The organism is Alkaliphilus hydrothermalis (genome assembly GCF_016908555.1).
Lineage (GTDB): Bacteria > Bacillota > Clostridia > Peptostreptococcales > Natronincolaceae > Alkaliphilus > Alkaliphilus hydrothermalis.
Window position 1 is genome coordinate 46,200 of sequence record NZ_JAFBEE010000012.1, and the last position, 24,340, is coordinate 70,539.

Genomic DNA, 24,340 nt, shown 5'->3' on the forward strand with positions numbered 1-24,340 from the left:
CAGAAACGCCGATATAAATAATATAAGCATAGATTCAAGGGGGAAAAAAGATGAGAATTAATCATAATATACCTGCATTAAATGCCCATAGATTATTAACGCGAAATACTGATATGACCAGTAGAGCATTGGAGAAATTGTCATCTGGTAAAAGAATCAACCGAGCAGCTGATGATGCGGCGGGGATGGCTATTACTGAGAAAATGAGGGCCCAAACGAGGGGATTACATGTGGCTTCCCGTAACTCATTAGACGGAGTTTCTCTCGTACAGACGGCAGAGGGAGCAATGACAGAAATACACTCAATGCTACAAAGAATGAGGGAATTGGCGGTACAAGCAAGCAATGGAACCTATAACGATGATGATAAACAAACAGTCCAAAATGAAATAGATGAATTAGTAAAAGAAATAGATAATATTGCTAAAACAACAAACTTCAATGATAAAAAGCTGTTGGATGGATCCTTAGATGGCTTTGATAATGCCACCCCCCCCGTAGCTGATCCCCAAGAAAAAATTATCCTACAAATAGGAGCAAATGCCAGTGAAATTATGGAATTTACTATCGATAAACTTGACACAACGCCAACTGGTCTAGCTATCGATGCAGTTGATTTAGTTAATGATCCAGGTACAGGCATAACGGTAATTGATGCAGCCATCAAGAAAGTTTCGGAAGTAAGAGCAAAACTAGGGGCCATCCAAAATCGTCTCGAGCACACCATCGCCAATGTAGACAATACAGCAGAAAACATCACTGCAGCCATGTCTCGTATTGAGGATGTGGATATGGCAATGGAAATGTCAAACTTTACAAAGCTAAATATCTTAACCCAAGCAGGGACAGCTATGTTGGCTCAAGCAAACCAAAGACCTCAGTCGATTCTACAGTTGTTAAGCTAATGGTGGTGAAATAGATGAAGGATAAAAATTATCTACTTAATCGGATTACGACAGCAAATGGTCCGCAGCTGGTAGCTTTGCTTTATGAAGAGTTAATTAATTCCTTAATGGAAGCTACTGGGGCAATGGAGGAAGGAAAAAATGAGGGCATCCAAGAAGCTCTTGCAAGGGGAAGAGATATTCTGGCTGAGTTATTATCGACTTTAGAGGGGGACTCAGAGATTGCTAAAAACCTTAGAAGCCTATACCTATATGTAAATCGATTAATGACCGAAGCAGACAATTATAAAAGTGGCCAAAAGCTACAGGAGGCGATCAAAGTGTTAACTCCTCTGTATGAAGGTTGGAGGCAACTGGGGGAAGAACAGGTGGAATCCTCCCTACAAAAATGCAGTGGAAGGGTAACGGGATTAACCTACGGAAAAAATCAATTGAATGATTTTATAAATCATGATGAGGATAAGTGGAAAAAGGGATAGAATATGTAAGGGTAGATAAAATACCCTTACATTTTTTTATTTATTGGACACTATGATATAATAGATAAAACGGTAAATTTAGTAAATATTAATTAGTTAGGAGAGAAGGCTATGAAGCTTATTAACCAATTAGCTCAAGAATTTAGTATTAAATCCAGTCAGATTGAAAATACCATTAACCTAATAGATGAAGGTAATACCATCCCCTTCATAGCGCGATATAGGAAAGAAGTAACTGGCGGTCTTAGTGACGAGATACTGAGGGACCTACATGAGAGACTTACATACTTAAGAAATTTAGAATCAAGAAAAGAAGAAGTAATTCGATTAATTGACGAGCAGGGGAAATTAACGGAAGAGTTAAAGAAGGAAATCCTAGGAGCCACAGTACTTCAAAAGATTGAAGATCTCTATAGACCCTATAAGCAAAAAAGAAGAACGAGGGCTACCGTTGCAAAGGAAAAGGGTTTGGAACCTTTGGCTGAATTGATATTAAAACAAGAAGCTCTACAGGGTACTATAGAAGAAATGGCGACCCCTTTTATTAATGAAGAATTGGAAGTCATGACAGTGGAGGATGCCATCAATGGAGCAAAGGATATCATAGCAGAATTTGTTTCTGATGATGCAGAGTACAGGGAAAAAATAAGAGAATTAAATCTTCAAAAAGGGGTAATTAATAGTGTTGCTGTAGACCCTGAAGAAAAGACAGTATATGAAATGTATTATGACTTTAATGAAGGGGTTAATCGAATTGCCAACCATAGAATTTTGGCAGTGAATAGAGGAGAAAAGGAAAAGAAACTTAAGGTGAAGGTAGTAAGCCCTGATGAGGAAGTTCTTGAATATTTAACGAAGAAAGTCATCACAAATCAAAAGGCCATCACAACAGCTACCCTACAGGAGGCGATAGAGGATGCCTATAAGCGTCTAATCTCCCCATCGATTGAAAGGGAAATTAGAAATATCCTGACAGAAAGGGCAGAGGAAGAAGCCATCAAGGTATTTGGTAAAAATACAAAGCCTCTATTGTTGATTCCACCAGTAAAAGACATGAGGGTGTTAGCCATAGATCCTAGTTTTAGAACTGGCTGTAAGCTGGCGGTATTGGACGAGACAGGAAAATTACTAGACTATACCACCATTTACCCAAATGCCCCTCAAAACAAAGTTGAGGAAGCAAAGAAGGTAATGAAGGAATTGATTAATAAATATGATATAGACATTATACCAATCGGAAATGGAACGGCTTCAAGGGAAACTGAGTTCCTAGTGGCAGAGATGCTAAAGGAAATAGATAAAACTGTATATTATACCATCGTCAGTGAAGCAGGGGCTTCTGTTTATTCGGCTTCAAAACTTGCCACAGAAGAGTATCCCAATATTGACGTATCTATTAGGGGCGCCATCTCCATTGGTCGTAGATTACAGGACCCATTGGCAGAGCTAGTTAAAATAGATCCAAAGAGTATTGGGGTAGGTCAATATCAGCATGACCTAAACCAAGGCAAACTTGGAGAAACCCTAAAGAATGTTGTAGAGGATTGTGTTAATACCGTTGGGGTAGACCTCAATACTGCAACTCCTTCTTTATTGCAATACGTAGCGGGGATTTCTTCTACAGTGGCTAAAAATATAGTTGAATTTAGGGAGGAAAATGGTAAGTTCTCCAGTCGCCAACAGATTAAAAAGGTAAAAAGACTTGGACCAAAGGTATTTGAACAATGTGCTGGGTTCCTACGAATCTCCGGCGGCGATAATCCCTTAGATAATACCTCTGTCCATCCAGAATCCTATAAGCCTACAATGAAGTTGATAGAAAAACTAGGCTACAGTAAAGCGGATATTAAAAAGGGTGAGTTGAGAAATATTGAAGAAAGAATACTTCAATATGGAGAGCAAGGGGAAGCAAATAACTTAGAAAAGAAGTTAAAAATTCTTTCTGAGGAATTGGAAATCGGACTACCAACCCTAAAGGATATTATTCAAGAGCTTAAAAAGCCTGGTAGAGACCCAAGGGAGGAAATGCCAAAGCCAATCTTTAGAAGTGATGTTCTAAAGATGGAGGACTTGCAATTAGATATGATTATGACTGGGACTGTTAGAAATGTTGTGGACTTCGGAGCCTTTGTTGATATCGGAGTAAAGCAGGACGGACTTGTGCATATCTCTGAGTTAGCAGATAAATTCGTGAAAAATCCAATGGATGTGGTATCTGTTGGGGATGAGGTGCAGGTTAAGATTATTGGATTAGACATTGAACGGGGTAAGGTTTCTTTGAGTATGAAGCAGGTTTAAAAGCGTGTCTTTTTAAAGTAAAATATTTAAACAAATGAAGGGTACTATTACTAGTTCCTTTCATTTGTTTAATCTTAAATTTTAGGTTATTTACATTATGCAATATTTTTAAATTTAATAGTGGAAAGTACATACAAAATATTACCAATATGTAGTATAATTAATATGGAAGTCATATAAGTTAGCGATAACGAAATCAATAGGAGGAATTGAATGATTAAATTAAGGAATGAAGACTATAGGAAAGTAGCACATTTAGTAAAATCACAAAACGAATTATCTGTATTTTCAGTTATCAATGGCGTTATGTCGGGAGAAATTTATGTCAACAACATTGAAAATCCTACATCCGCATTGATTCAGACAAGTGAGTGTAATTTGATTGCCGGTAGTACAGAGGATGAAGCTTTTAATGCTCAAGTATCTTCTGAATTAGATTTCTGGGATCAGTTAACCCCAGATTCCAGTGAATGGATTGATATAATACCGAAGATCCATGAAAATTCTTTTATTAGAAAATATAAAAGAAGACGTTATATCATATCTATGAATGATTTTGTAGGGCCAGACATGAATTTACCTGAAGGGTTTGTAATGGAAAAAGTAGATTTGTCCCTATTAAGAGAGAAAAACCTTGAAAACTCCGGTAAAGTACTAGGTTGGGCAGAAAATTGGAATAACGATGAAGAATTCAAGAAATATGGAACGGGATATTACATACATAACAACGAGGTAATTGTCAGCTGGTCCTTAAGTGATTGTAGTTTTAGTAAGAGCACTGCAATTGGAGTACACACAGATGATCGATTTAGAAATAAAGGTTTTGCCAAAAAAGTTGCAGCAGCAACCATTAAAGATAGCTTTGAAAAGGGATACGAAAATGTTGAATGGCTTTGTGTAGACTCCAATAAAGGCTCTACTTCAATGGCAGATAAGTTAGGATTTACATATAGCAATGATTACGATTCTTTCTCCTCATATCCTCCCATTGAAAATCCAACGGATTTATCCAAATCTGAATGGTATGAATGGGCTGAGTATTTAGAAGAGGCATCAAAGACCCATGACTGTTTGTTGTTGGAAGGCCTTTATGCATATGTCAATTCCAATGATATGGAAAAGGCCATGGATATAATGAATACCATGGAGGATAAAGAAATTAAAATAAATTATATCAGGCTTAAAAATTATATTAATAAACTTCAAAACTATGGCATGTGCTCTAACTTTCATGACCCAAAATGGATTGATTTGTTAGATGAAAAGATTGAAAGTAATAAATAAGTCCAAGTAACCCATAGACTAATCAAAGCAAATGATTAGGGAGGACATCAGATTGTTGGTAAGGATATCCTTTACGAAGCTTTTTTAAGTAGCTAGATGAATATCTATCGTCCTAAGCAAAAGCCTCCAATCCAACAAACAAGTCACAATAGAAGACAATATAAACCCAATAAAATAAGCATTAAGCCCATAATGAGGATCTCTAACGTAAAGGATGGATAGAAGTTGAACGTTCATACCGATTAAATGATTGATGGCAACGTACTTTTCCTTACCTAAACCATACAGTACGCCTGATAGCATATGATGTAATGAGATGAAAACAGTTGCGATTCCCATGATTCTAATATACGTCCCCACATAGGAATCTTCATACAATAATGTCCCCAAAGGGTTTCCAAAAGCAACATACACAATAGACAAGGGAAGGGCTATCAATAGCGTGATTGACAATGCTAAATGTATGTCCTTTTTGATCCTCCTCAAGCTGTTTTTTTGTAGCTGTGAAGTGATACTGGGGATAATATTAATTACCAAAGATGATGTAAAAATATATGGAAGATAGATCAGAGGCATAGTCATCCCCATAATTCTCCCATATGCCTCTGTGGATTCAAGAAGGGACATACCTGATACCATCAATGATTTTGGTAATATAATAGAAATTAAAAATTGGGAGGTTAGATTAATTATTCCTAGTATCGTTAAAGGAGAAGCAGTTGAAAAGATTTGGTGGATCATAGATCTGGTGGAGACCTTCTTTAAGAAGAAGGCTGTATTTCTGAATTGCTTCTTATACAAATAAATTAAGTAAATTAGATCAAAAAACTCCCCTATACTAATACCAATGATTGCAATGTTGGCTGCCGTCCAAGGGTCACTAGGAGGAAAAAAGGATAAAATAAGCATAACCCCTATAAATCTGGTGATATGTTCAACAACCTCCGACATACCTGCTTGGGCCATTTTGTTCAGTCCATATAAAAACCCTCGGATTGCAGAAGTAATAGAAATCAAGAAAATAGCAGGAACTAATAAAAAAAAGGAAGTTACAACATCCTTATCTTGAAATATGAAATAATTAATTCTTTTGGCTTGAGAAATAAGGATGATACTGGTCATCCCACAAAGCCCCAAGATGAGTAAAATTGATAGCTTCAAATTTTTAATGATCATATAATGGTTGCCCATTGATTGCTCTCTTGAAGTAATCTTAGAGATAGCAGTCGGAATACCAGAAGTTGTTAACGTTAGTGCAATCATAAAGATAGGCATAATCATATGAAAAATTCCAATACCTTCTCCGCCAATAACTCTAGATAAAAATACATCATAACTAAAACTGATCAACCTTATAATAAGGCTGGAAAAAGCGAGGATAATAGAACCATAAATAAAGCTATTCCTTTTCAATTAATCACCTTCTTATACTAGTAACTAATTATATGGATATTTAAGAATAACATAAAATATTCGAATGGAAAATGAATAGTCATAAAATTACACTTGACTTATTGTGGTTAATAGATATAATCATTATAGAGGTATTTAAAAACTTAATAAATATTATTATTGGTACTATCTTTAGTAAAAGATTGTTTAAAAGGGAAGATCGGTGTAAATCCGACACGGTCCCGCCACTGTAATGGATAGGATCTTACGATTACCACTGTACTTAAGTATGGGAAGGTGTGGGATTACGTAGTCCAGAGTCAGGAGACCTGCCAATAGTAAAAACGCTGTTTATTACTCACGAGGATGAGGAGGTGTTATTGGAGAGTAGGGGTTTGATACTACTTCTGTTAATAATGTCCTTTCTAACGCTAGAAAGGTTTTTTTATTGTGCCAATGATGTTTAATAACTCAGCAAATGCTGAGTTTATTTTTTTGAGAAGAAGAGGAGTGCTAAAAATGGACCTAATAAAATTTATTTCAAACCCCCTTTTGCTTATGTTTTTAAGCATATTCTTAGGGCAATTAATCGGTAAAATTAATTTCAAAAACATTAAACTAGGAAGCTCTGGAGGCTTATTTGTCGGTATCTTTATAAGCTATTGTATAACTGTATATCTTCAGAAGGAGGTTCCTGATTCCACGTTGTTGCAGGGGGCATTTATTTCTTCACAGCTCTTTAACATAAGTTTAATTGGTTTTATAGCTGCAGTAGGGCTACTTGCAGCTAAAAATATTAAAACAATCATTAAGAATAACGGATATAGCTTTATGATTTTAGCCTTTGTCATCACTGCTACTGGAGCATTAACGACATGGGGATTTGTTAGATTGGTATCTGATATGAAGGCATCAGTTATTGGGACCTATGTTGGGGCCTTAACAAGTTCCCCTGGTTTAGCCACTGCATTGGAGGCAGCAAAAGAAATGGGAGGAAATGCGGAGGCAATGGTAGGGTTAGGATACTCTATATCTTATATACCAGGTGTTGTATTGGTAATTATCTTTGCACAGCTCTTAGGCAAAAACTATAAAAACAATGAGGTTAAACAAAACGCAACAACAAAAGTAGAATATTCCAATGCTGTTATTGAAAAGGAATCCAACTTTTGCATAATTTCTTTTTCACTAGTGTGTATATTGGGATTACTTATTGGAAAAATCAACGTTTATTTAGGCAGCTATTTAGGATTTTTCTCTTTGGGGTCTACAGGCGGAGTGCTGATCAGCGCACTATTATTAGGGAATATAAAGAAAATAGGATTTTTGAACTTTAATATGCTGAAGCAGCAACTATTTGTTGTTAGGGATATATCCTTGAATATGTTTCTTTCTATTGTAGGTCTAAATTACGGTTATAATGCATTGAATCTTATTAGAACAACAGGAGGACAATTACTCTTGATCGGTATTGTCACTGCAAGTTTTAGTATTTTGGTAGGGTATATAGTCGGTAAGAAAGTATTAAAATTATCAACTGTATATCTATTAGGAGGTATATGTGGGGGAATGACAAGTACGCCAGGATTAGCCGCTTCTATCGAAGCATTGGATAGTGATGAGGTAACAGCTGGATATGGGGCCACCTATCCCTTTGCATTATTTTTTATGATATTGTTTACAAATATTTTGTCTAATTTATAAATGGAGGGATTAAGATGAATATACATGAATATCAAGCAAAAGAGTTATTAAGTAAGTATGGTGTAGCAGTACCAAAGGGGAAAGTAATTGTCAATGCAGAGGAAGCCACAAGCGCTGCCTGGAGCATTGAAACCGAAGTGGCAGTTGTGAAGGCTCAAATCCATGCCGGTGGTAGGGGTAAAGCAGGAGGCGTTAAAATAGCTAAAAGTATTGATGAAGTCAGTGGTTATGCAAAAGAATTGCTAGGTAAAACCCTAGTGACCCATCAAACGGGACCGGAAGGTAAGGAGGTTAAGACCCTCTTAATAGAAGAAGGTTGTAGGATTCACAAAGAATATTATCTAGCTTTGACATTGGATCGTGAGACATCAAGAGTAACACTAGTTGCCTCGGAAGAAGGCGGTATGGATATTGAAGAGGTAGCTGAATCACAGCCTGAGAAGATTTTTAAAGAGGCAATTGATCCATTAATTGGATTATCGGAATTCCAAGCCAGAAGAATCTGCTTTAGCATCAACATCCCTACAGATTTGATAAATGATACAGTAAAACTGATGATTAATTTTTATCAATGCTTTATGGAAAATGATTGCGCATTGGCAGAAATCAATCCGTTAGTGGTGACGGAGGATGGAAGGGTAATGGCGTTAGATGCAAAGCTAAACTTCGATGATAATGGGTTATATAGAAATCAACATATACTTAAGTATAGAGATTTAAATGAAGAGGATGAGAAGGAGATAGAAGCTTCAAAGCATGGGTTGGCCTACATCTCTTTAGATGGTAGTATAGGTTGCATGGTAAATGGCGCTGGGCTAGCAATGGCTACAATGGATATTATTAAATCCTATGGTGGGGATCCTGCTAACTTTTTAGATGTTGGGGGTGGAGCATCGGAAGAAAAGGTAACTAATGCCTTCCAAATCATACTATCCGACAGTCGAGTAAAAGGAATTTTTGTAAATATATTTGGAGGAATCATGAAGTGCGATGTGATTGCTAGGGGTATTGTCAATGCAGCAATTAAAACCAACTTAAATGTACCTGTTGTGGTAAGGTTTGAGGGAACAAATGTAGAAATGGGAAGAAAGATTCTAGAAAATTCTAATCTAAACATCGTAACAGCAGGAGATATGGGTGAGGGTGCTAAAAAAATAGTGGAGCTAATCAAGTAGAAAGGTAGGGATTTGAAATGAGTATATGGGTTAATCAAGAAACGAAAGTAATGGTACAAGGAATTACAGGTAAGACGGCCCTCTATCATACTAAGCAAATGTTGGAATATGGGACTAAAATTGTAGCCGGTGTAACACCAGGGAAAGAAGGAACATTTGCAGAGGGAGTTCCTGTATTTAACACAGTAGATAAAGCTAAAGAAGAAACTGGTGCAAATGTTTCGGTGATTTATGTTCCAGCAAAATTTGCAGCCGATGCAATATTAGAGGCTGTAGATGCTGAATTAGAGCTGGTGATTTGCATTACAGAGCATATTCCAATTAAAGATATGGTTATTGTAAAAAGATATATGGAGGGCAAAAAAACCAGACTAATCGGACCTAATTGCCCTGGAATTATTACACCTGATGAATGTAAAATCGGCATCATGCCAGGTTATATACATAAAAAAGGTAGGATTGGAGTTGTATCCCGTTCAGGTACATTAACCTACGAAGCGGTGCATCAATTAACTCAAAGGGGAGTAGGGCAATCAAGTGCAGTAGGTATCGGAGGAGATCCAGTCAATGGAACTAATTTCATTGACGTCTTGAAGGCCTTTAATGAGGATGAAAATACCGACGCTGTGATTATGATTGGGGAAATCGGTGGAAACGAAGAAGAAAAGGCTGCCCATTGGGTTAAGGAAAATATGAAAAAGCCAGTAGTTGGATTTATCAGTGGAAAAACTGCACCGGCAGGAAAGCGGATGGGTCATGCAGGAGCCATCATCGCAGGAGGTAAAGGAACAGCAGATGAAAAGATAAGGGTAATGGAAAGCTGTGGGATCTCCATCGTTGATGAACCAACAACTATGGGGGAGACCTTAGTGAAGGTGTTGAAGGAAAATAATTTATGGAGGAGTGAGTATGAAGTTAGATCTGAAAAGATTTAGTCTTATCAATAAAGACAGTATATAAAAATTAAGAGCTATGCACAAGAAATTGATCCCAAAATGTTTATAACTGTTGGCTTTGTCCATGAGGTATTAGGTGAAGGATTTTAAATTCACTTGCAATATTAGTCTCCACAAAGTAGAATGGAATAGTATGAGACTAATGAAGGGAAGTGAAAACATGGAAGAAAATAAAGTCAAAAAGATGCTATCTTATCGTTGGATTGTATGGGGAGTGCTGGCATTAGCCTATATTATTGTTTTCTTTCACCGACTAGCAATTGGTGTGGTAAGGGAAGATTTGGTTAATACCTTTGGAATTACAGGGACAACCTTTGCCAATATTGGTTCCACATATTTTTACGCCTATATGTTCATGCAGATTCCATCAGGAATCCTAGCTGATTCATTGGGGGCAAGAAAAACAGTTACCTTAGGAACATTATTAGCAGGGATCGGTTCAGTTATGTTCGGATTAGCGCCAAACCTATTTATGCTGTTTGCTGGAAGATTATTAGTAGGTATAGGTGTTTCGGTAGTATTTATTGCAATTTTAAAAGTACAATCCCAATGGTTTAAGGAAAGTGAATTTGGTACAATGTCTGGGATTACCTCCTTCGTTGGAAACATGGGGGGGATATTTGCCCAAACACCTTTGGCAATATTAGTAGGATATTTTACGTGGAGAAGTACCTTTGCAGGAATTGGAGCAATCAGTATACTTTTAGCAATCCTTTGTTATGTGGTGGTTCGTAATACCCCTCAGGATATGGGATTACCAACTATAGAAGAAATAGAAGGAAAGAAAAAGGAGGCCCAAGCGGTAGAAAGACCACCTCTACTAAAGAGCTTAGGTCAAGCCTTGACAAATCCCTACACATGGCCAGGATTCGTCATCTTTACAGGATTCTTTGGGGCTTTTGTCTCCCTAACAGGAACCTGGGGAAATAGCTACTTAGTAGATGTATATGGATTAGCCCCAGAAAAAGCACCAAACTACTTAATGGTGGCAGTGTTGGGTCTAGCCCTAGGGGGACTAGTAATTGGAAAAATTTCTGACGCAGTTAAAAGTAGAAAGATACCAATGATCGCATTCGGTACAATCTACGTTGCTTGTTGGGCAATCATCGTATTCGTAGGAGACGGAAAGCCTCCAGTTGAAATATTATATCCTTTATTCTTTATCCTTGGGTTTACCTGTCCTGCCTTCGTACTTGGTTGGGCATGCGGTAAGGAAGTTAACCATCCTGCTATAGCAGGGATTTCAACATCCATTGTTAATATGGGAGGATTCTTTGGAGGAGCAATCTTACCTCCAATCCTAGGAAAAATCTTTGATACCTATGGTGGAACAATGGAAGCTACTGAATTATATCAAAAAGCCTTCTTATATTGCTTTGCCTTTGCAGCAGTAGGATACGTTTTTACATTCCTAGTGAAGGAAACCCGTTGTAAAAATATCTATGCAGATAGTTTATGTGGCCGAAATCTTAAACAAAAATAAATAAGGAATACAGGTGCCCCACGGGGAGAATAGGTAATGAAGTGCCAATCTTCAACGGTCCCGCCACTGTAAAGAGGAGCCCTACATTAAATAGCCACTGGTTCTACTGGGAAGGCATGTAGGGTGATGAAGCTAAGCCAGGAGACCTGCCTGATATTCCTGTCAATATGAACGATGGTAAAGGCCAAGGTGTTTTTTGCAAATGCAAAACACCTTGGCCTTTACTTTTTTTAGTGGGTTCTTTACAGTGGGGAATTGTTGAATAGATTAATGTTTCAATACTCGAAATTTTTTAATTATTCAAGAGGGATTTGACGGCGTTGTGTTGAATAATAGAGTTAATCATTATACTAGGAGGGGATAGAATGATCTTAATTCAAGATGCAAAAGTTTACACAATGGCTGGAAAAGTATTGGAAAAGGGAAGTGTTTTGGTTCAAGACGGAAAAATTAAGGAAATAGGGGAAACAATCACAGCACCAGAGGGAGTAGAAGTAATTGATGCTACTGGAAAAATGGTGTTCCCAGGTATGATTGATGCCCATTCACATTTAGGCTTATGGGAGGATGCCATTGGCTTTGAAGGGGCTGACGGAAATGAAATGACAGACCCCGTTACTCCCCACTTAAGAAGTATTGATGGTATTAATCCTATGGATGTTACCTTTAAAGAAGCTTACGAGGGTGGAATAACTGCAACTGCATCAGGCCCAGGAAGTGCTAATGTGATCGGAGGGCAGTTTGCAGTAATCAAAACCTATGGAAAGCGAATCGACGACATGATCATGGTGGAGAATGTTGCGATGAAGTGTGCCTTTGGCGAGAATCCAAAGAGGGTATACAATGAGAAAAAGCGTATGCCTATGACAAGAATGGGAACCGCTGCTCTATTAAGAGAAACCATTCTACAGGCCAAGAGATACCAAGACCGAATAGCTGCAGCAGATGGTGATCTAGCTAAATTCCCTCCATACGATATGAAAATGGAGGCAATGTTACCTGTGTTAGAGAAGAAAATTCCTCTTAAGGCCCATGCCCATCGAGCGGATGATATCTTTACTGCTATCAGATTAGCTAAAGAGTTTGATTTGAAAATCACATTAGAACACTGTACAGAAGGACACTTGATTGCTGATGAATTAGCTCAAGAAGGAATTCCTGTTGTTGTGGGACCAAGCTTTGGTCATCGTTCGAAGTATGAACTAAAAAATAAAACCTTTGATACACCTGGGGTATTAAATAAAGCAGGGGTTAAGGTGGCTATAATGACGGACCACCCAGTAATTCCTCTGGAAAGTCTACCAATGTGTGCAGCTATGGCGGTGAAGGCTGGAATGGATGAAGATGAGGCTCTTAAATCCATCACCATCTATCCTGCGGAAATATTAGGTATAGAAGACCGTATAGGAAGTCTAGAAGTAGGTAAGGATGCAGATATTGTTATCTGGGATAATCATCCTTTTGATCTACAAGCTAGTGTAAGCTGCACAATTATTGATGGAAAGATAGTATACCGTAAGTAATTGAAGTGGGGTATTGGAGGCATTAAGGAGAGATATAGAAAATGGATCAGATGCCTTTAAAGGATATTATTATATGCGGAATACCAGAAGCCATGATAATGATTTACTTGGGGCTATATTTAATGGGAAAAAAGCCCTCCGTTAAAAGAGTAGTGGTGGCAGGTATTTTACAGGGGATTGCTTCATACTATATTAGACAATATACAGGGTATGGAGAACGTTTTGTCTACCAGACAATATCCATGATGGCAATAACTTGTTCGGTTGTTAGAGTGAACCCTCTTTGTGGCTTAGTTTCTAGCTCTATCGGAGCCACCTTGAACATTTTGGTTGAATCAGCATACATACTCATGGCACTTAAATTTAGTGATTATACATATGCTGAAATCCTTTCCCATGACTGGCTACGGGTTATATTTGCTACACCAAAGCAAATCATTCTTCTGTTGATTATGGGTGTAATCATTAAAAACAGATATACGTTAGAGGCAGAGTTTAAGTTCTTAGGGAAAATAAAAGGTTAATGATGGACTTTGATGGATATATATTAAACAAAGTTATTGCTAACAATGATAATTAGCGTTATAATAATAGTAAACTTAATAATATTTATTCTATTCTTCAGGGCGGGGCGCGATTCCCCACCGGCGGTAACGTGATGAACGAAGCCCGCGAGCCAATAGGCTGATCTGGTGAGATTCCAGAGCCGACAGTTATAGTCTGGATGGGAGAAGATAGTTTGTTATATATATTGTGAACTATGCCTACTTTACACCTGGAGATGATTCTTCAGGTGTTTTGTTATTTTTTTCTCCAAAACATGATGAAGAATCGGAATTCATAAAGAGGAGGAATTATGTCATGCATAGAGTAAGTACAGGTTATGGCACAAGAAAGAAAACAATGTCTACAAAAACAATGGTGAAGGTTTCTATTTTATCGGTGATGGCTTTTATCTTGATGTTGATGGAATTTCCAATACCAATTTTTCCTGGGTTCTTAAAGGTTGATTTCAGTGATGTACCAGCTTTAATTGGAGGCTTTGCTTTAGGACCGGTGGCTGGAGCGTTGATTCAATTAGTAAAGGTTTTATTATTCTTCATAACAAAGACTGAAACAGGCGGTATCGGAGAGTTGGCGAATTTTATAGTTGGGGCGGGCTTTGTTGTTCCGGCAGCTATGATTTATCATCTTAAAAAAGACCGTAAACATGCGATATTAGGTGTAATAGTCGGAACAATCTGTATGGCAATCGCTGGAGTATTGGCTAACCTATATATTATAATCCCCTTCTATACAAAGATATTCCCATTGGAAGTAATTGTAGAGATGGGAACAGTGGTGAATAGTCGAATTGTAGACCTAGAGAGTCTAGTAATGTATGGAATCACTCCCTTCAACCTATTTAAAGGGACCATAATTGGAATAGTAACCATAATAATCTACAAAAAGATATCACCATTACTTAAAAACAATTAATAAATGAAGGGTCTCCTGTTGGAGGCCCTTTTCAGTTAAAAGAGAGTAACAATTATATATAAAAACGTTTAGCTTTTATATAAAAAGTGGTATAATTTAGTATATAAAGAATACAAAGGTAAAAGTTAAAGAGGTGAATAAACTTTGAAGGATGATTTTTATGCAACAGCACAAAGAGTCTGGAAAGATGCCAATATACTAAATAATACTCCAAATAATACTAGTTACTTTAACACTTGTTATTTATCAGGTTATATATTAGAATGCTATGGAAAACTATTAATTGAAGCATCGGAGGTAGGTAAACCAGACAGTTTTGGACATAATATAAGGAGGATAAATGAAGTAATTAATAAGACAGTGTCTTTTGATCAGACTTACTCAAAATATTGTATTGATTTAAATACAAAATGTACCTCCATATATAAAGGTAAGCACAGATGGCATCCTAATAATAGATATTCAGGCAGTTCCACTTTATGGAACACGAAAGAAGTAGCAGATAAATTTATAAATGAATCAGAAATTGTAATGGATATAATTGATGAGATGAAGGTAGATGGGATGGTGAGAAGATGAAGACAGTACATTTTGATGAAGTATATGAATTATTACATGATAAGCTTACAATTATTAAACATTATAATAATGTTACATTTTATATCATAAGGGATGTGTTTGGTAGAATATCAATATATATACTAAAAGAAGGAGAAGACTCAGAATTAATTAATTTTGTAACCAATATTATTAAAGAGGCTATTGGTGAACCTTGGCTTAATACTGTAGAACAAGTTTTTAAAGGTTCTAGATTTCTTGATAAATTAAGAACTATAACAAAAAAAATAAATGATACAGATAACATCTATTACGGTGAGCGACATTTAACTCGATTGAATTGGTTTAGGAAAAAAATGCAAATAGAAGAAATACAATCTGTGCCTAAGGTTATAACTTTTTACTCCTTTAAAGGGGGGTTAGGAAGAACTACATCTATGGTATTAACAGCATTACAATTAGTAAGACAAGGAAAAAAAGTAGTCATGGTAGACTTTGACTTAGAGGCTCCAGGACTTTCTTCTGTACTTCTCCCTGAAAATAATCAGTTTCCAGAGTATGGGGTAGTAGATTACCTAATTGAGAGCCAAATTTATTTAAATACAAATTATAAATTGGATATTGATGAGTATGTATATACAATACAAGACAGAGAATTGATTGGTTCATCTGGTGGACAATTGTATGTTGTTCCTGCTTCTAATCTAAAAGATGAAAATACAGAGGTATATTTAGAGAAAATGGGGAGATTAGACTTTAATACTCCAACTTTTATGGAGGAAAATAATCCAATATCAATGATGATTACCCAACTGAGTGATCGATTTAAACCAGATTATATTTTCTTAGATGCTAGAACAGGCATTCATGATGTTGGGGGCTTAACATTAACGCAGTTTGCTGATTTAGCCTTTTTGTTGTTTTATGGGAATGATCAAAATATGGCAGGGATGAAGATGGTATTACCTAAAGTTATAGAAAATAAAATTCCTTTTTTCTTAATTAATAGTCCTGTTCCTATATCTGAAGATGAGGCTGATGAGGAAATAGATTTTTACTTAGAAAATGCTTATAACCTTTTGGTAGAGACTAATTATTATGAAGAAGGCAAATTACCAGATTTATATGAAGAAAATGCTGAGCATTATCCATATTTAATCAATTATCAGCCACAAGCAGTATTGTTGAATACAAACAAAAAAATTGCAAACCTATTAGATGATAATGGTAAGTCAAATGTATATTTTAAATTAGCTGAACAAATTGCATCATATGGTAATGAAAGGGAAATTAGTGAGTTGAAAATTGACATAAAAGAAGATAATAAATCGAAAATGCTAGAAGGTATCTCGCAGATAACAGGTAAAGTAGCTGCATCAGAAAATGAATTTAAAAGTGATGAAGATTTAATAGAAAAATTTTATCCACTGAAGGAGCATCGATTTATATTTGAGTCAGATAAATTCTTGATTTTAGGACCTAAGGGAAGTGGTAAAACAGCTCTATTTTCAGTTCTTGAACATAGAACATATGCTAAATATTTAGCAGCTTATTTAGGTGTATCTACAGAATCATTTGATCGGACAATCTGGATAACAGGGCTTAAGCAATCAGCAGATTTTCCAACTTCCGATAGTTTTGAAATTATAGGACAGAAGAAAGAAGCATTTGTACATAGAAGATTTTGGCAATTACTAGCCCTCCGATCATTGGCAAGAGAAGTAGGTGAAGAATTAAATTTTGTTCCTAGTGAGGTAAAAGAAAACCTGGAATCAATTAGTAATCTTCGTGAATTAGCGGAGAATTTAGAAAGAGCGGAGGAAGTAGAGGGTTATTTTCATATCTTAGATCAACAATTACAAGAAAGAAATCAGAATATTATACTTGTCTATGATGCGTTAGATGTACTGTTAAAAAATAGAGATATAAGAGGTTCGATGATTTCTGCTTTAATAGGTCTATGGCATGAATATTTACCAAGATACAAAAATATAAGAGTGAAAATATTTTTAAGGGATGATATTTTTAATAAAGAAGTTAATGATTTAACAGATAAGGTGAAATTACGCAATTTTTCCGAGAAGCTTAGTTGGACATATGATGAACTATTAGCTATGGTGTGGAAAAGAATGGCACAAAAATCAAATGAAGTAGCTGAGTTGTTTAAAGATGTGTATTCTTCTATAGGGCTACTGATGAAAAAGGATGATTACTTAGGTTATATCCCAAAGGCTGATGTGGATATTAATAAAGCAATTTTAAAAGTTTTGGTCGGAGAACGTATGGCCAGTGGAAAGGCTGCCTTCTCTTATAACTGGATACGAAATCATCTAGCAGATACGAATGAACGAATAGTCCCTAGAAGTATACTAAAGTTATTTGCATTTGCTGCAGAGAAAAACTTAGAAAAGATTGAAATTTTTGGTATATACAATAATATAGTTAGACCTAAAATGCTAGATTCAGTAATGAATGAGGTTTCTATTGATAGAGTTGATGATTTGTTGGATGAATATAAAGAATTTGAAGCAATATTCAATAATCTCAAGGAATTTTTACCTCGTTTCCCAGCGAATGAAGATGACTTAAAAGAAGCTTTACGTAAATGTGGTGTTCCGGAAGGGAAAGAAATAAACACAATTGCTGAATTGGTTGATATAGGTGTTATGAAGCCCTATCAAAGAAAGAAAAGTGACCCAATTAGATATCATATTCCTGATATATTTTTAATTGGGCTAGGTTTATCTAGGGTAGGGCTAAAAGCTAAAAATAAATAAATATTATTAATAGCACACCTAAAATTGGTGTGCTATTGTCTTACAGTAAAAAATGATTTTAGGAAATAATGAGAATAATAAAATAAGCAGATTTAAAATAGGGTAAATTATGCTAAAATAGAGTATGGTATGGAAAAGATGGCTAAATTGTCAATAGAAGCAAATAATTATAGAGGTGAAATAATTTTAATAGCAAAATGAGTTTAAGTTAAAACAGTTTAAAGTAAAGTACAAAAAAGAAAAATCAGTGAAGCAATCACTGTAAAATACAAATATTGAAACTAATAAGTAGGTGCAGATATGACGTGTAAAATGATCAATAACCAAGAACAAACAGCGGAAATAGCAAAAAAACTAGCGGAACTGGTGAAGGGCGGAGACGTAATCTGTTTATCGGGAGACTTAGGGGCGGGAAAAACAACCTTTACCCAAGCCTTTGCAAAGGGATTAAACATAGAAGAACCTGTGACAAGCCCTACCTTCACCATTCTCCACGAATATCATGAGGGAAGGATCCCTCTATATCATTTTGATGTGTATCGGATCAAGCATCCAATGGAAATGGAGGACTTAGGCTATGAGGAATATTTCTTCGGCAACGGTGTATGTGTTATTGAATGGGCAACTCTAATAGAAGAAATTCTACCCTCTGATTTTTTATGGATTGATTTGACTGTGGAGGGACCGCAGGAAAGAAAGTTATGCTTAAAGTCGACTAATGAATACTATGAAAAGATTGTTGAGGAGTTGTTGAAATAATGAAAATACTAGCTTTAGATACCTCTTCTATCGTAGCTACAGTGGCAGTGATGGAGGATGAAAAATTGATAGCAGAAATTATTTTAAACTATAAAAAAACCCACTCGGAAAAATTAATGCCCATGATTGAAGAGATCCTAAACCATTGCGAAATGGAACCTAAAGAAATCGACATCTTTGCTGCTTCTTTAGGGCCAGGCTCCTTTACGGGGCTTAGAATAGGTATGACCACAGTAAAGGCAATGGCTCAGGCATTAAATAAGCCTGTAGTTGGGGTGCCAACCCTTGAGGGTTTGGCTTATAATGTACCCTATGCCGATGGATTAATCTGTCCAATTATTGATGCCCAAAGGGATATGGTCTATACTGCCCTGTATAGTTGGGACGGGGATGGACTTCAAGAAGTCATGGAGCAACAGGTTTTATCAGTGGATGAATTGATTAATTATTTAAGAGATAAAAATGAAAAAGTTATTTTTGTAGGGGATGCAGTAGAAAAATTTAGAGGTAAACTAAATGAAACACTATCTACTCAAGCTAATTTTTCTCCTAGTATGGTGTCAATGCCTAGGGCGGCTTCCATTGCCCAGTTGGCTAGAATAAAGGCCTTAAAGGATGAAAGTATGGAGGCATCAGAGCTAGTTCCTCTTTATATGAGAAAATCCCAAGCAGAGCACCAATACGATGAACGAATGAAAGGCAGGGAAATGCCCTAATGGAGTCTATCAAGGTTAGAAAAATGGAAGTCAAGGATCTAAACGAGGTTGTAGTCATAGAGGAAAAATCATTCCCTACCCCTTGGACAAGGAGCTCCTTTGAAAAGGAAGTTAAGAAAAATCTATTGGCAAGATATTTTGTAGCTACATACGAAGAAAAAGTAGTCGCCTATGGAGGCATGTGGTTGATTATAGATGAGGCTCATATTACTAATATTGCTGTCCACCCAGAGTATCGGGGGAGAAAAATCGGTAAGATTTTAGTAGAGGGGATGATTCAGGAGGCAATCAGTCTAGGTATGGAGCGGATGACCCTAGAGGTGAGGACTTCCAACATTACTGCTCAAGATTTATATAAATCATTAGGGTTTCTTTCCTGCGGTATTCGGCCAGGCTACTATCAGGATAATGGTGAGGATGCAATGATTATGTGGAAGGATTGTACAAAATAAAATAATAGAGAGATAAGTGTTAAAAGTTCCTATGGACAGCCATTTGCTTGTAGGAACTTTTTATTTATCTAAGTTTAGTAAGTATGATAAAATTGTAGGGGTAAGGGTACCAAACTACTCAATTGCTTAACAAGGATTGTGGAGTAACTGGAGGATTATATGGGGAAAATTATATTAAAGGAGATGTAGTTTTGCTAAAGCTATTGATAAAGAAATTTCAATTAACCATAGAAGAGCCCCAGTGCATTATGATTTTTAGCAATGCTGGGGACAAGAAACAGGATGTTTTGGGAATCCTTAATGGAAAAGTCAAGGGAGTGGAAGGACAGTATTTTCTTAAAGGAAAAGATGTCAGCACATTCAGCCAAAGGGAAATGGCCCACCTAAGAAAAAAAGAAGTCATCAATTTTTCTGATACAAACTTTCTTATGGAGGGGTATACTGTAGAAAAAAACCTACAACTTCAATTAAAGACTAGTGGAATCTATCCCACTAAAGGAAAGCGTATGATTGGGGCAACATTGGACCTGTTGGATTTGAAGGACTTTCGTGATTTGCCCATCACACAATTATCCCTCCTTCAAAAACTACTGGTAAGACTGGCTAAGGCTGCTGTAGTAGAGCCAAAGATTATATGTGGCCAGGACCCATTTGTAGACTTAAATGAGAAGGAGATTAAGATTGTAAAGGGATGGATTGAGAATTTAACTGCAAAAGGAATAATAGTAATTATGATAACAGAAAACTTAAATCACTTAAAGTATGGAGATCAGGAAATTATTTTATAACGAATAGGAAAGCTCTACATTAAGTTAATATAAAAGAGAACTCTTTCGTAAATGAGCTTCAACATAAGTCATTAATTAAATCTTTCGAAGGAAGACTTAGCTCCAAAACTAAGATAATACAACAAACCTCAGCATCTATGGACGTTTAATAGCTTCCAACGATTAATCTAGAAGAGCTGGGGTATTTTTTATGATGACTTTGTTTTGATTGTTTTGATATAATGCGTAAAGAAGAAATAACTAAAAATCTAAAGAAGTAAATATAAAGAAGTTTTAAATAAAAAAGTTAAAAGCATAAACTTTTTTATAAACCATACGTAAATAAAGTATAGGGAAAAGAGGTGGTGGATTGATGATGTCGGATTGGGAGATTATACAGTTGATTGTACAGGGAAATAGCGAATTGTTCCGAGAGCTTGTTGGACGGTACAAAAAAGCAGTCTACTCCCTATGTTATCGGATGCTGAAGAATCATGAGGAGGCAGAGGATCTTTCTCAAGAGGCATTTATAAAAACCTATAACTATCTAGGAAAATATGACCCCAGCTACAAATTTTCCACTTGGATACTAAAGATTGCCACCAACACCACAATAGATTATTTAAGGAAAAAGAAAGTGGAGACCCTCCCCTTAGAAGAAGAAATTGCAACAAAGCAAGAAGGAGCCAGTGCAGAGGCTGTATATTTTCATCATCACAACAAGGACTTAATCCAAGAAGCCATTAATCAGTTGCCTGCAGACTATCGAACATTAATTGTGTTGTACCATCAATATGGATTAAGCTATAAGGAAATCGCCGACAGTGTTAATCTACCAATGACAAAGGTGAAAAATAGACTCCATAGAGGAAGAAGTTTATTAAAGGAGAAATTAATCAATATCAAGGAGGAGGGAGCACAATGGACTGCAAAACAAGTTCAGCTTTAATCATGAGCTATGTAGATGGAACAATTACACATGAAGAATGGGCCCACCTCCAAAACCATATGAAGTCCTGTAGTTTATGTCAAGAGGAGTTTGAAGTTTTTACAGAAATGATCGGACTTATTGAAGAGATGCCATTATATGAGCCATCTTCAGATTTTGAAAATAAAATTATGGATTTCATTGATCATAGCTTATATAGTTCACCGACAAAACAGAGGGTAATTCTGAGTCCGATTCTTGTTTGTATAGGGATTTATACTACCTTTGCAACGCTGTTTACTCAGGAGAATAGCCATGGGAGTTTAGGAACTTTGATTGGTAATGTTTTAAAAGTGCTTCAACAGATGAACATAGCTAATAACTTACTACAGAAGATTATTTTAGGGGGTTATAGCGTTTTTATTAGATATCCCCTTAGGATTGCTCAGTTTATGCTGGAGCTTGTTTCATGGAGTCCACTCAATTTTCTTTTTAGCTATGGATTTAGTTTAGCTGTATTATTAGTATTATTAAAGCTAATCAAAGGAACGTTGATGGGATTGTTAAAAATTCATGGAGGGGATATGAGATGGAAAGAAGTAGATTTAGAAAAATAATTATTTTATCTTTTGTTTTTATCCTATTGACCACCGCCGCCGCCATGGCAGTAGGGGTTAATACTAGAGGGGAAGTTGTTAGTTTTTTTAGAGAAATAAATATTCCTGCCAACACTCAAGTTAGAGGTAGTGTAGTGAGTATATTTGGAGATGTAGATATCCAAGGCAATGTTATGGGGGATACAGTAGCTATATTTGGTAGAATCAACGTTGATGGAAAAGTCTATGGAGATACGATTTCAGTCTTCGGGGGCATTACAGTAGGTTCTTCGGGGGAAATATCTGGCGATGGTGTGGCTGTATTGGGGTATGGAATCCATAATTATGGTGCCATCAGAGGTCAAGAGGTAAGTGTTTTAGGCTTTGCACCAGTAGGAGTACCTCCCTTATCAATGCTATTCATGATACTATTATTTTTTATATTGATTAAGCAGTTATTCGCCTTTGGGTTCTCGGTAGTAGCAGTGTTAATATTTAAGGAGAGATTTGATTGCATGGCAACAGGCGTACATCAAGAATCAGGCAAGAAATTCTTCATTGGTCTGTTGGTGGTATTTGGAACATTTGTTGGAATGGCAGTTCTTGCCATGACGGTAATCGGAGCACCATTGATTGTCCTGTTGATTCCAGCACTTTCAATATTAGAGTTCCTAGGCAATACTGTTGCAAAAATAGCAATCGGTAGAAAAATAGCTCAACGTCTACAAAGGCAATGGAGTGTTATGATGGAGTTGTTAATGGGGACATTAATCTATGTGCTTCTAGAGGCAACATTGATAGGTAAGGTATTCACCCTAATTTTTAAATTCATTGGAATAGGCGAGATTGTTGATAGTCGTCTAGGGGATGGAAGTAGCATCAATAGACCGAAAGGGGTGTAGAAAATGTTGAATTTATTGAAAAGGAAATCAAAGATATTATTCCTTGTAATAGTAATGACTATGCTAGGGGGATTAATTGTATATGGAATGGATTACGAAGATAGTAATGTAAATATTTTAGAAAATCAAATTGTTGATGGGGATCTGATTAGGGGAGCAAATCGGTTATCAAACAAAGGAACGGTAGTGGGAGATCTGATTGCAGCTGCCAACGATGTAAATCAGGAGGGAACTATCCAAGGGGACTTAATCTCTGCTGCTGCTGACATTACTGTTGAAGGTGTTGTAAAGGGCGACTTAAGACTGGTGGCTGATGATATCAGAATCGCTGGAGAAGTAAATCGCAATGCCTCCATGTTTGCAGCCAGTGTACTGTTGGAGGAAGAAGGCATAATAGATGGCAGTATCCATGTGTTTGCCGGAGACTTAAACTTAAAAGGATTTGTGGGAGGCGACATTATTGGTGGAGCTGGAAAAGCTATCATTAGTGGAAGGATAAAAGGGAACGTAAAACTATATGTGGATAGTATTGAACTATCGCCAGAGGCATTAGTAGAGGGAAATCTTACCTATATCGGGAATAAAGAAATGGATATTGATCCTGCTAGGGTAAAGGGTAAAATCATCTACCAACCCTCCACAAGAACAGAAATTGAAGCAGGATTTGATGAAATGAAGAATCAACTAAGAATTTTAATGAACGTAGCCAAAATACTTTTCGCCATAGCACAGCTACTAATTGGATTGTTATTGATTAGGTTATTTAAAAAGCCTTATCAAAGGGCGGCAAAACTCATTGAAGAAAAGCCACTTCCTAGTATAGGTCTTGGGCTAGGGGTGCTGGTTGCAACTCCAGTTGTGGCGATAACATTAGTCTTTACCATAATCGGAATTCCTTTTAGTGCTTTAATACTGATGGCATATGGGATACTAATATACTTGACTCAAGTACCAGTGGCGTTATGGCTAGGAGTGAAAATCCTACGGGATGAAAAACGACCATATGTTGCCTTTGTTATCGGAAGTCTTTTAATTGAAACTTTATTGTTGATTCCTTACTTCTCCTTCATTGGTGGAATAACAGTTACGATTATCGGGCTTGGTGTAACGTTGATGATGATGAAGGAGTATTATCAGAAGGGAAAACCATCATTAGAAAATCCAATATTGCCTGAAAAATAGACATCTATAAATAAAAGGGGTTTTG

The 24,340-nt window shown here is 36.5% G+C and carries 23 protein-coding genes and 3 riboswitches; of the genes, 22 read left to right on the plus strand and 1 reads right to left on the minus strand.

The features are described from left to right. Positions 1-50: 50 nt before the first annotated feature. The 4 genes from JOC73_RS09665 (at position 51) to JOC73_RS09680 (ending at position 4,966) form a co-directional block, all read left to right on the plus strand. The gene (locus JOC73_RS09665) at positions 51-905 is read left to right on the plus strand and encodes a flagellin N-terminal helical domain-containing protein (protein ID WP_204402569.1); all 855 of its coding nucleotides are present in this window, start codon (positions 51-53) and stop codon (positions 903-905) included. Positions 906-919: 14 nt separating this feature from the next. Further along, positions 920-1,384 carry a flagellar export chaperone FliS gene (locus tag JOC73_RS09670; RefSeq protein WP_204402572.1) on the plus strand — a complete coding sequence of 155 codons (465 nt, stop codon included), beginning with the start codon at positions 920-922 and terminating at the stop codon, positions 1,382-1,384. A gap of 111 nt (positions 1,385-1,495) precedes the next feature. Further along, on the plus strand, positions 1,496-3,682 hold the full coding sequence (locus JOC73_RS09675) for a Tex family protein (protein WP_204402574.1): 2,187 nt from the start codon (positions 1,496-1,498) through the stop codon (positions 3,680-3,682). 213 nt (positions 3,683-3,895) lie between these two features. Next, positions 3,896-4,966 carry a GNAT family N-acetyltransferase gene (locus JOC73_RS09680; protein WP_204402576.1) on the plus strand — a complete coding sequence of 357 codons (1,071 nt, stop codon included), beginning with the start codon at positions 3,896-3,898 and terminating at the stop codon, positions 4,964-4,966. An 84-nt stretch (positions 4,967-5,050) separates the two neighbouring features. Here JOC73_RS09680 and JOC73_RS09685 read toward each other — a convergent pair whose 3' ends face one another. After that, positions 5,051-6,379 carry a polysaccharide biosynthesis protein gene (locus JOC73_RS09685; RefSeq protein WP_204402578.1) on the minus strand — a complete coding sequence of 443 codons (1,329 nt, stop codon included), beginning with the start codon at positions 6,377-6,379 and terminating at the stop codon, positions 5,051-5,053. 143 nt (positions 6,380-6,522) lie between these two features. Continuing rightward, positions 6,523-6,709, plus strand: a riboswitch (cobalamin riboswitch). Between the two features lie 168 nt (positions 6,710-6,877). Between JOC73_RS09685 and JOC73_RS09690 the strand changes: the two genes are divergently transcribed. The 18 genes from JOC73_RS09690 to JOC73_RS09775 all read left to right on the plus strand — a co-directional run bounded on the left by JOC73_RS09690 (position 6,878) and on the right by JOC73_RS09775 (position 24,315). Beyond that, positions 6,878-8,062, plus strand: coding sequence for an aspartate-alanine antiporter-like transporter (locus JOC73_RS09690; RefSeq protein WP_204402580.1), 1,185 nt, complete (start codon positions 6,878-6,880; stop codon positions 8,060-8,062). A 14-nt stretch (positions 8,063-8,076) separates the two neighbouring features. Next, a complete protein-coding gene (sucC, locus tag JOC73_RS09695; RefSeq protein WP_204402582.1) occupies positions 8,077-9,237 on the plus strand; it encodes an ADP-forming succinate--CoA ligase subunit beta in 1,161 nt (386 codons plus the stop codon). 17 nt (positions 9,238-9,254) lie between these two features. Continuing rightward, positions 9,255-10,172: a succinate--CoA ligase subunit alpha gene (sucD, locus tag JOC73_RS09700; RefSeq protein ID WP_204402583.1), complete on the plus strand. Its 918-nt coding sequence runs from the start codon at positions 9,255-9,257 to the stop codon at positions 10,170-10,172. A 48-nt stretch (positions 10,173-10,220) separates the two neighbouring features. Further along, positions 10,221-10,283, plus strand: coding sequence for a hypothetical protein (locus tag JOC73_RS15520; RefSeq protein WP_408626925.1), 63 nt, complete (start codon positions 10,221-10,223; stop codon positions 10,281-10,283). Continuing rightward, a complete protein-coding gene (locus tag JOC73_RS09710; protein WP_330613153.1) occupies positions 10,270-11,676 on the plus strand; it encodes an MFS transporter in 1,407 nt (468 codons plus the stop codon). Before JOC73_RS15520 ends, JOC73_RS09710 begins: the two co-directional genes overlap by 14 nt. Further along, positions 11,672-11,844, plus strand: a riboswitch (cobalamin riboswitch). (Overlaps the previous gene by 5 nt.) A gap of 197 nt (positions 11,845-12,041) precedes the next feature. Then, positions 12,042-13,199, plus strand: coding sequence for an amidohydrolase (locus JOC73_RS09715; RefSeq protein WP_204402584.1), 1,158 nt, complete (start codon positions 12,042-12,044; stop codon positions 13,197-13,199). A gap of 41 nt (positions 13,200-13,240) precedes the next feature. Continuing rightward, positions 13,241-13,723, plus strand: coding sequence for a hypothetical protein (locus tag JOC73_RS09720; protein WP_204402585.1), 483 nt, complete (start codon positions 13,241-13,243; stop codon positions 13,721-13,723). An 89-nt stretch (positions 13,724-13,812) separates the two neighbouring features. Further along, a riboswitch (FMN riboswitch) is annotated at positions 13,813-13,939 on the plus strand. A gap of 121 nt (positions 13,940-14,060) precedes the next feature. Further along, entirely contained in the window at positions 14,061-14,678 is a 618-nt protein-coding gene (locus tag JOC73_RS09725) for an ECF transporter S component (RefSeq protein ID WP_204402586.1), read from the plus strand. A 144-nt stretch (positions 14,679-14,822) separates the two neighbouring features. Next, on the plus strand, positions 14,823-15,257 hold the full coding sequence (locus tag JOC73_RS09730) for a hypothetical protein (protein ID WP_204402587.1): 435 nt from the start codon (positions 14,823-14,825) through the stop codon (positions 15,255-15,257). Further along, a complete protein-coding gene (locus tag JOC73_RS09735; protein ID WP_204402588.1) occupies positions 15,254-18,013 on the plus strand; it encodes a P-loop ATPase, Sll1717 family in 2,760 nt (919 codons plus the stop codon). The genes JOC73_RS09730 and JOC73_RS09735 overlap by 4 nt, the downstream gene beginning before the upstream one ends. 300 nt (positions 18,014-18,313) lie before the next feature. Next, complete coding sequence (tsaE, locus tag JOC73_RS09740; RefSeq protein WP_204402594.1) at positions 18,314-18,772, plus strand: tRNA (adenosine(37)-N6)-threonylcarbamoyltransferase complex ATPase subunit type 1 TsaE; 459 nt, start codon at positions 18,314-18,316, stop codon at positions 18,770-18,772. Beyond that, positions 18,772-19,488 (plus strand): tRNA (adenosine(37)-N6)-threonylcarbamoyltransferase complex dimerization subunit type 1 TsaB, encoded by a 717-nt coding sequence (tsaB, locus tag JOC73_RS09745; protein WP_204402602.1) that lies wholly within the window; start codon positions 18,772-18,774, stop codon positions 19,486-19,488. The genes tsaE and tsaB overlap by 1 nt, the downstream gene beginning before the upstream one ends. Further along, a complete protein-coding gene (gene rimI / locus JOC73_RS09750) occupies positions 19,488-19,940 on the plus strand; it encodes a ribosomal protein S18-alanine N-acetyltransferase (protein WP_204402611.1) in 453 nt (150 codons plus the stop codon). The genes tsaB and rimI overlap by 1 nt, the downstream gene beginning before the upstream one ends. A 122-nt stretch (positions 19,941-20,062) precedes the next feature. After that, complete coding sequence (locus tag JOC73_RS09755; protein ID WP_204402618.1) at positions 20,063-20,728, plus strand: ATP-binding cassette domain-containing protein; 666 nt, start codon at positions 20,063-20,065, stop codon at positions 20,726-20,728. 352 nt (positions 20,729-21,080) lie between these two features. After that, on the plus strand, positions 21,081-21,656 hold the full coding sequence (locus tag JOC73_RS09760; protein ID WP_204402620.1) for an RNA polymerase sigma factor: 576 nt from the start codon (positions 21,081-21,083) through the stop codon (positions 21,654-21,656). Further along, on the plus strand, positions 21,629-22,252 hold the full coding sequence (locus JOC73_RS09765; RefSeq protein ID WP_204402623.1) for an anti-sigma factor family protein: 624 nt from the start codon (positions 21,629-21,631) through the stop codon (positions 22,250-22,252). Before JOC73_RS09760 ends, JOC73_RS09765 begins: the two co-directional genes overlap by 28 nt. Beyond that, positions 22,225-23,133, plus strand: a complete 909-nt coding sequence (locus JOC73_RS09770; protein WP_204402625.1) for a hypothetical protein — start codon at positions 22,225-22,227, stop codon at positions 23,131-23,133. The genes JOC73_RS09765 and JOC73_RS09770 overlap by 28 nt, the downstream gene beginning before the upstream one ends. Positions 23,134-23,136: 3 nt before the next feature. Beyond that, a complete protein-coding gene (locus JOC73_RS09775; protein ID WP_204402627.1) occupies positions 23,137-24,315 on the plus strand; it encodes a bactofilin family protein in 1,179 nt (392 codons plus the stop codon). Positions 24,316-24,340: the final 25 nt, after the last annotated feature.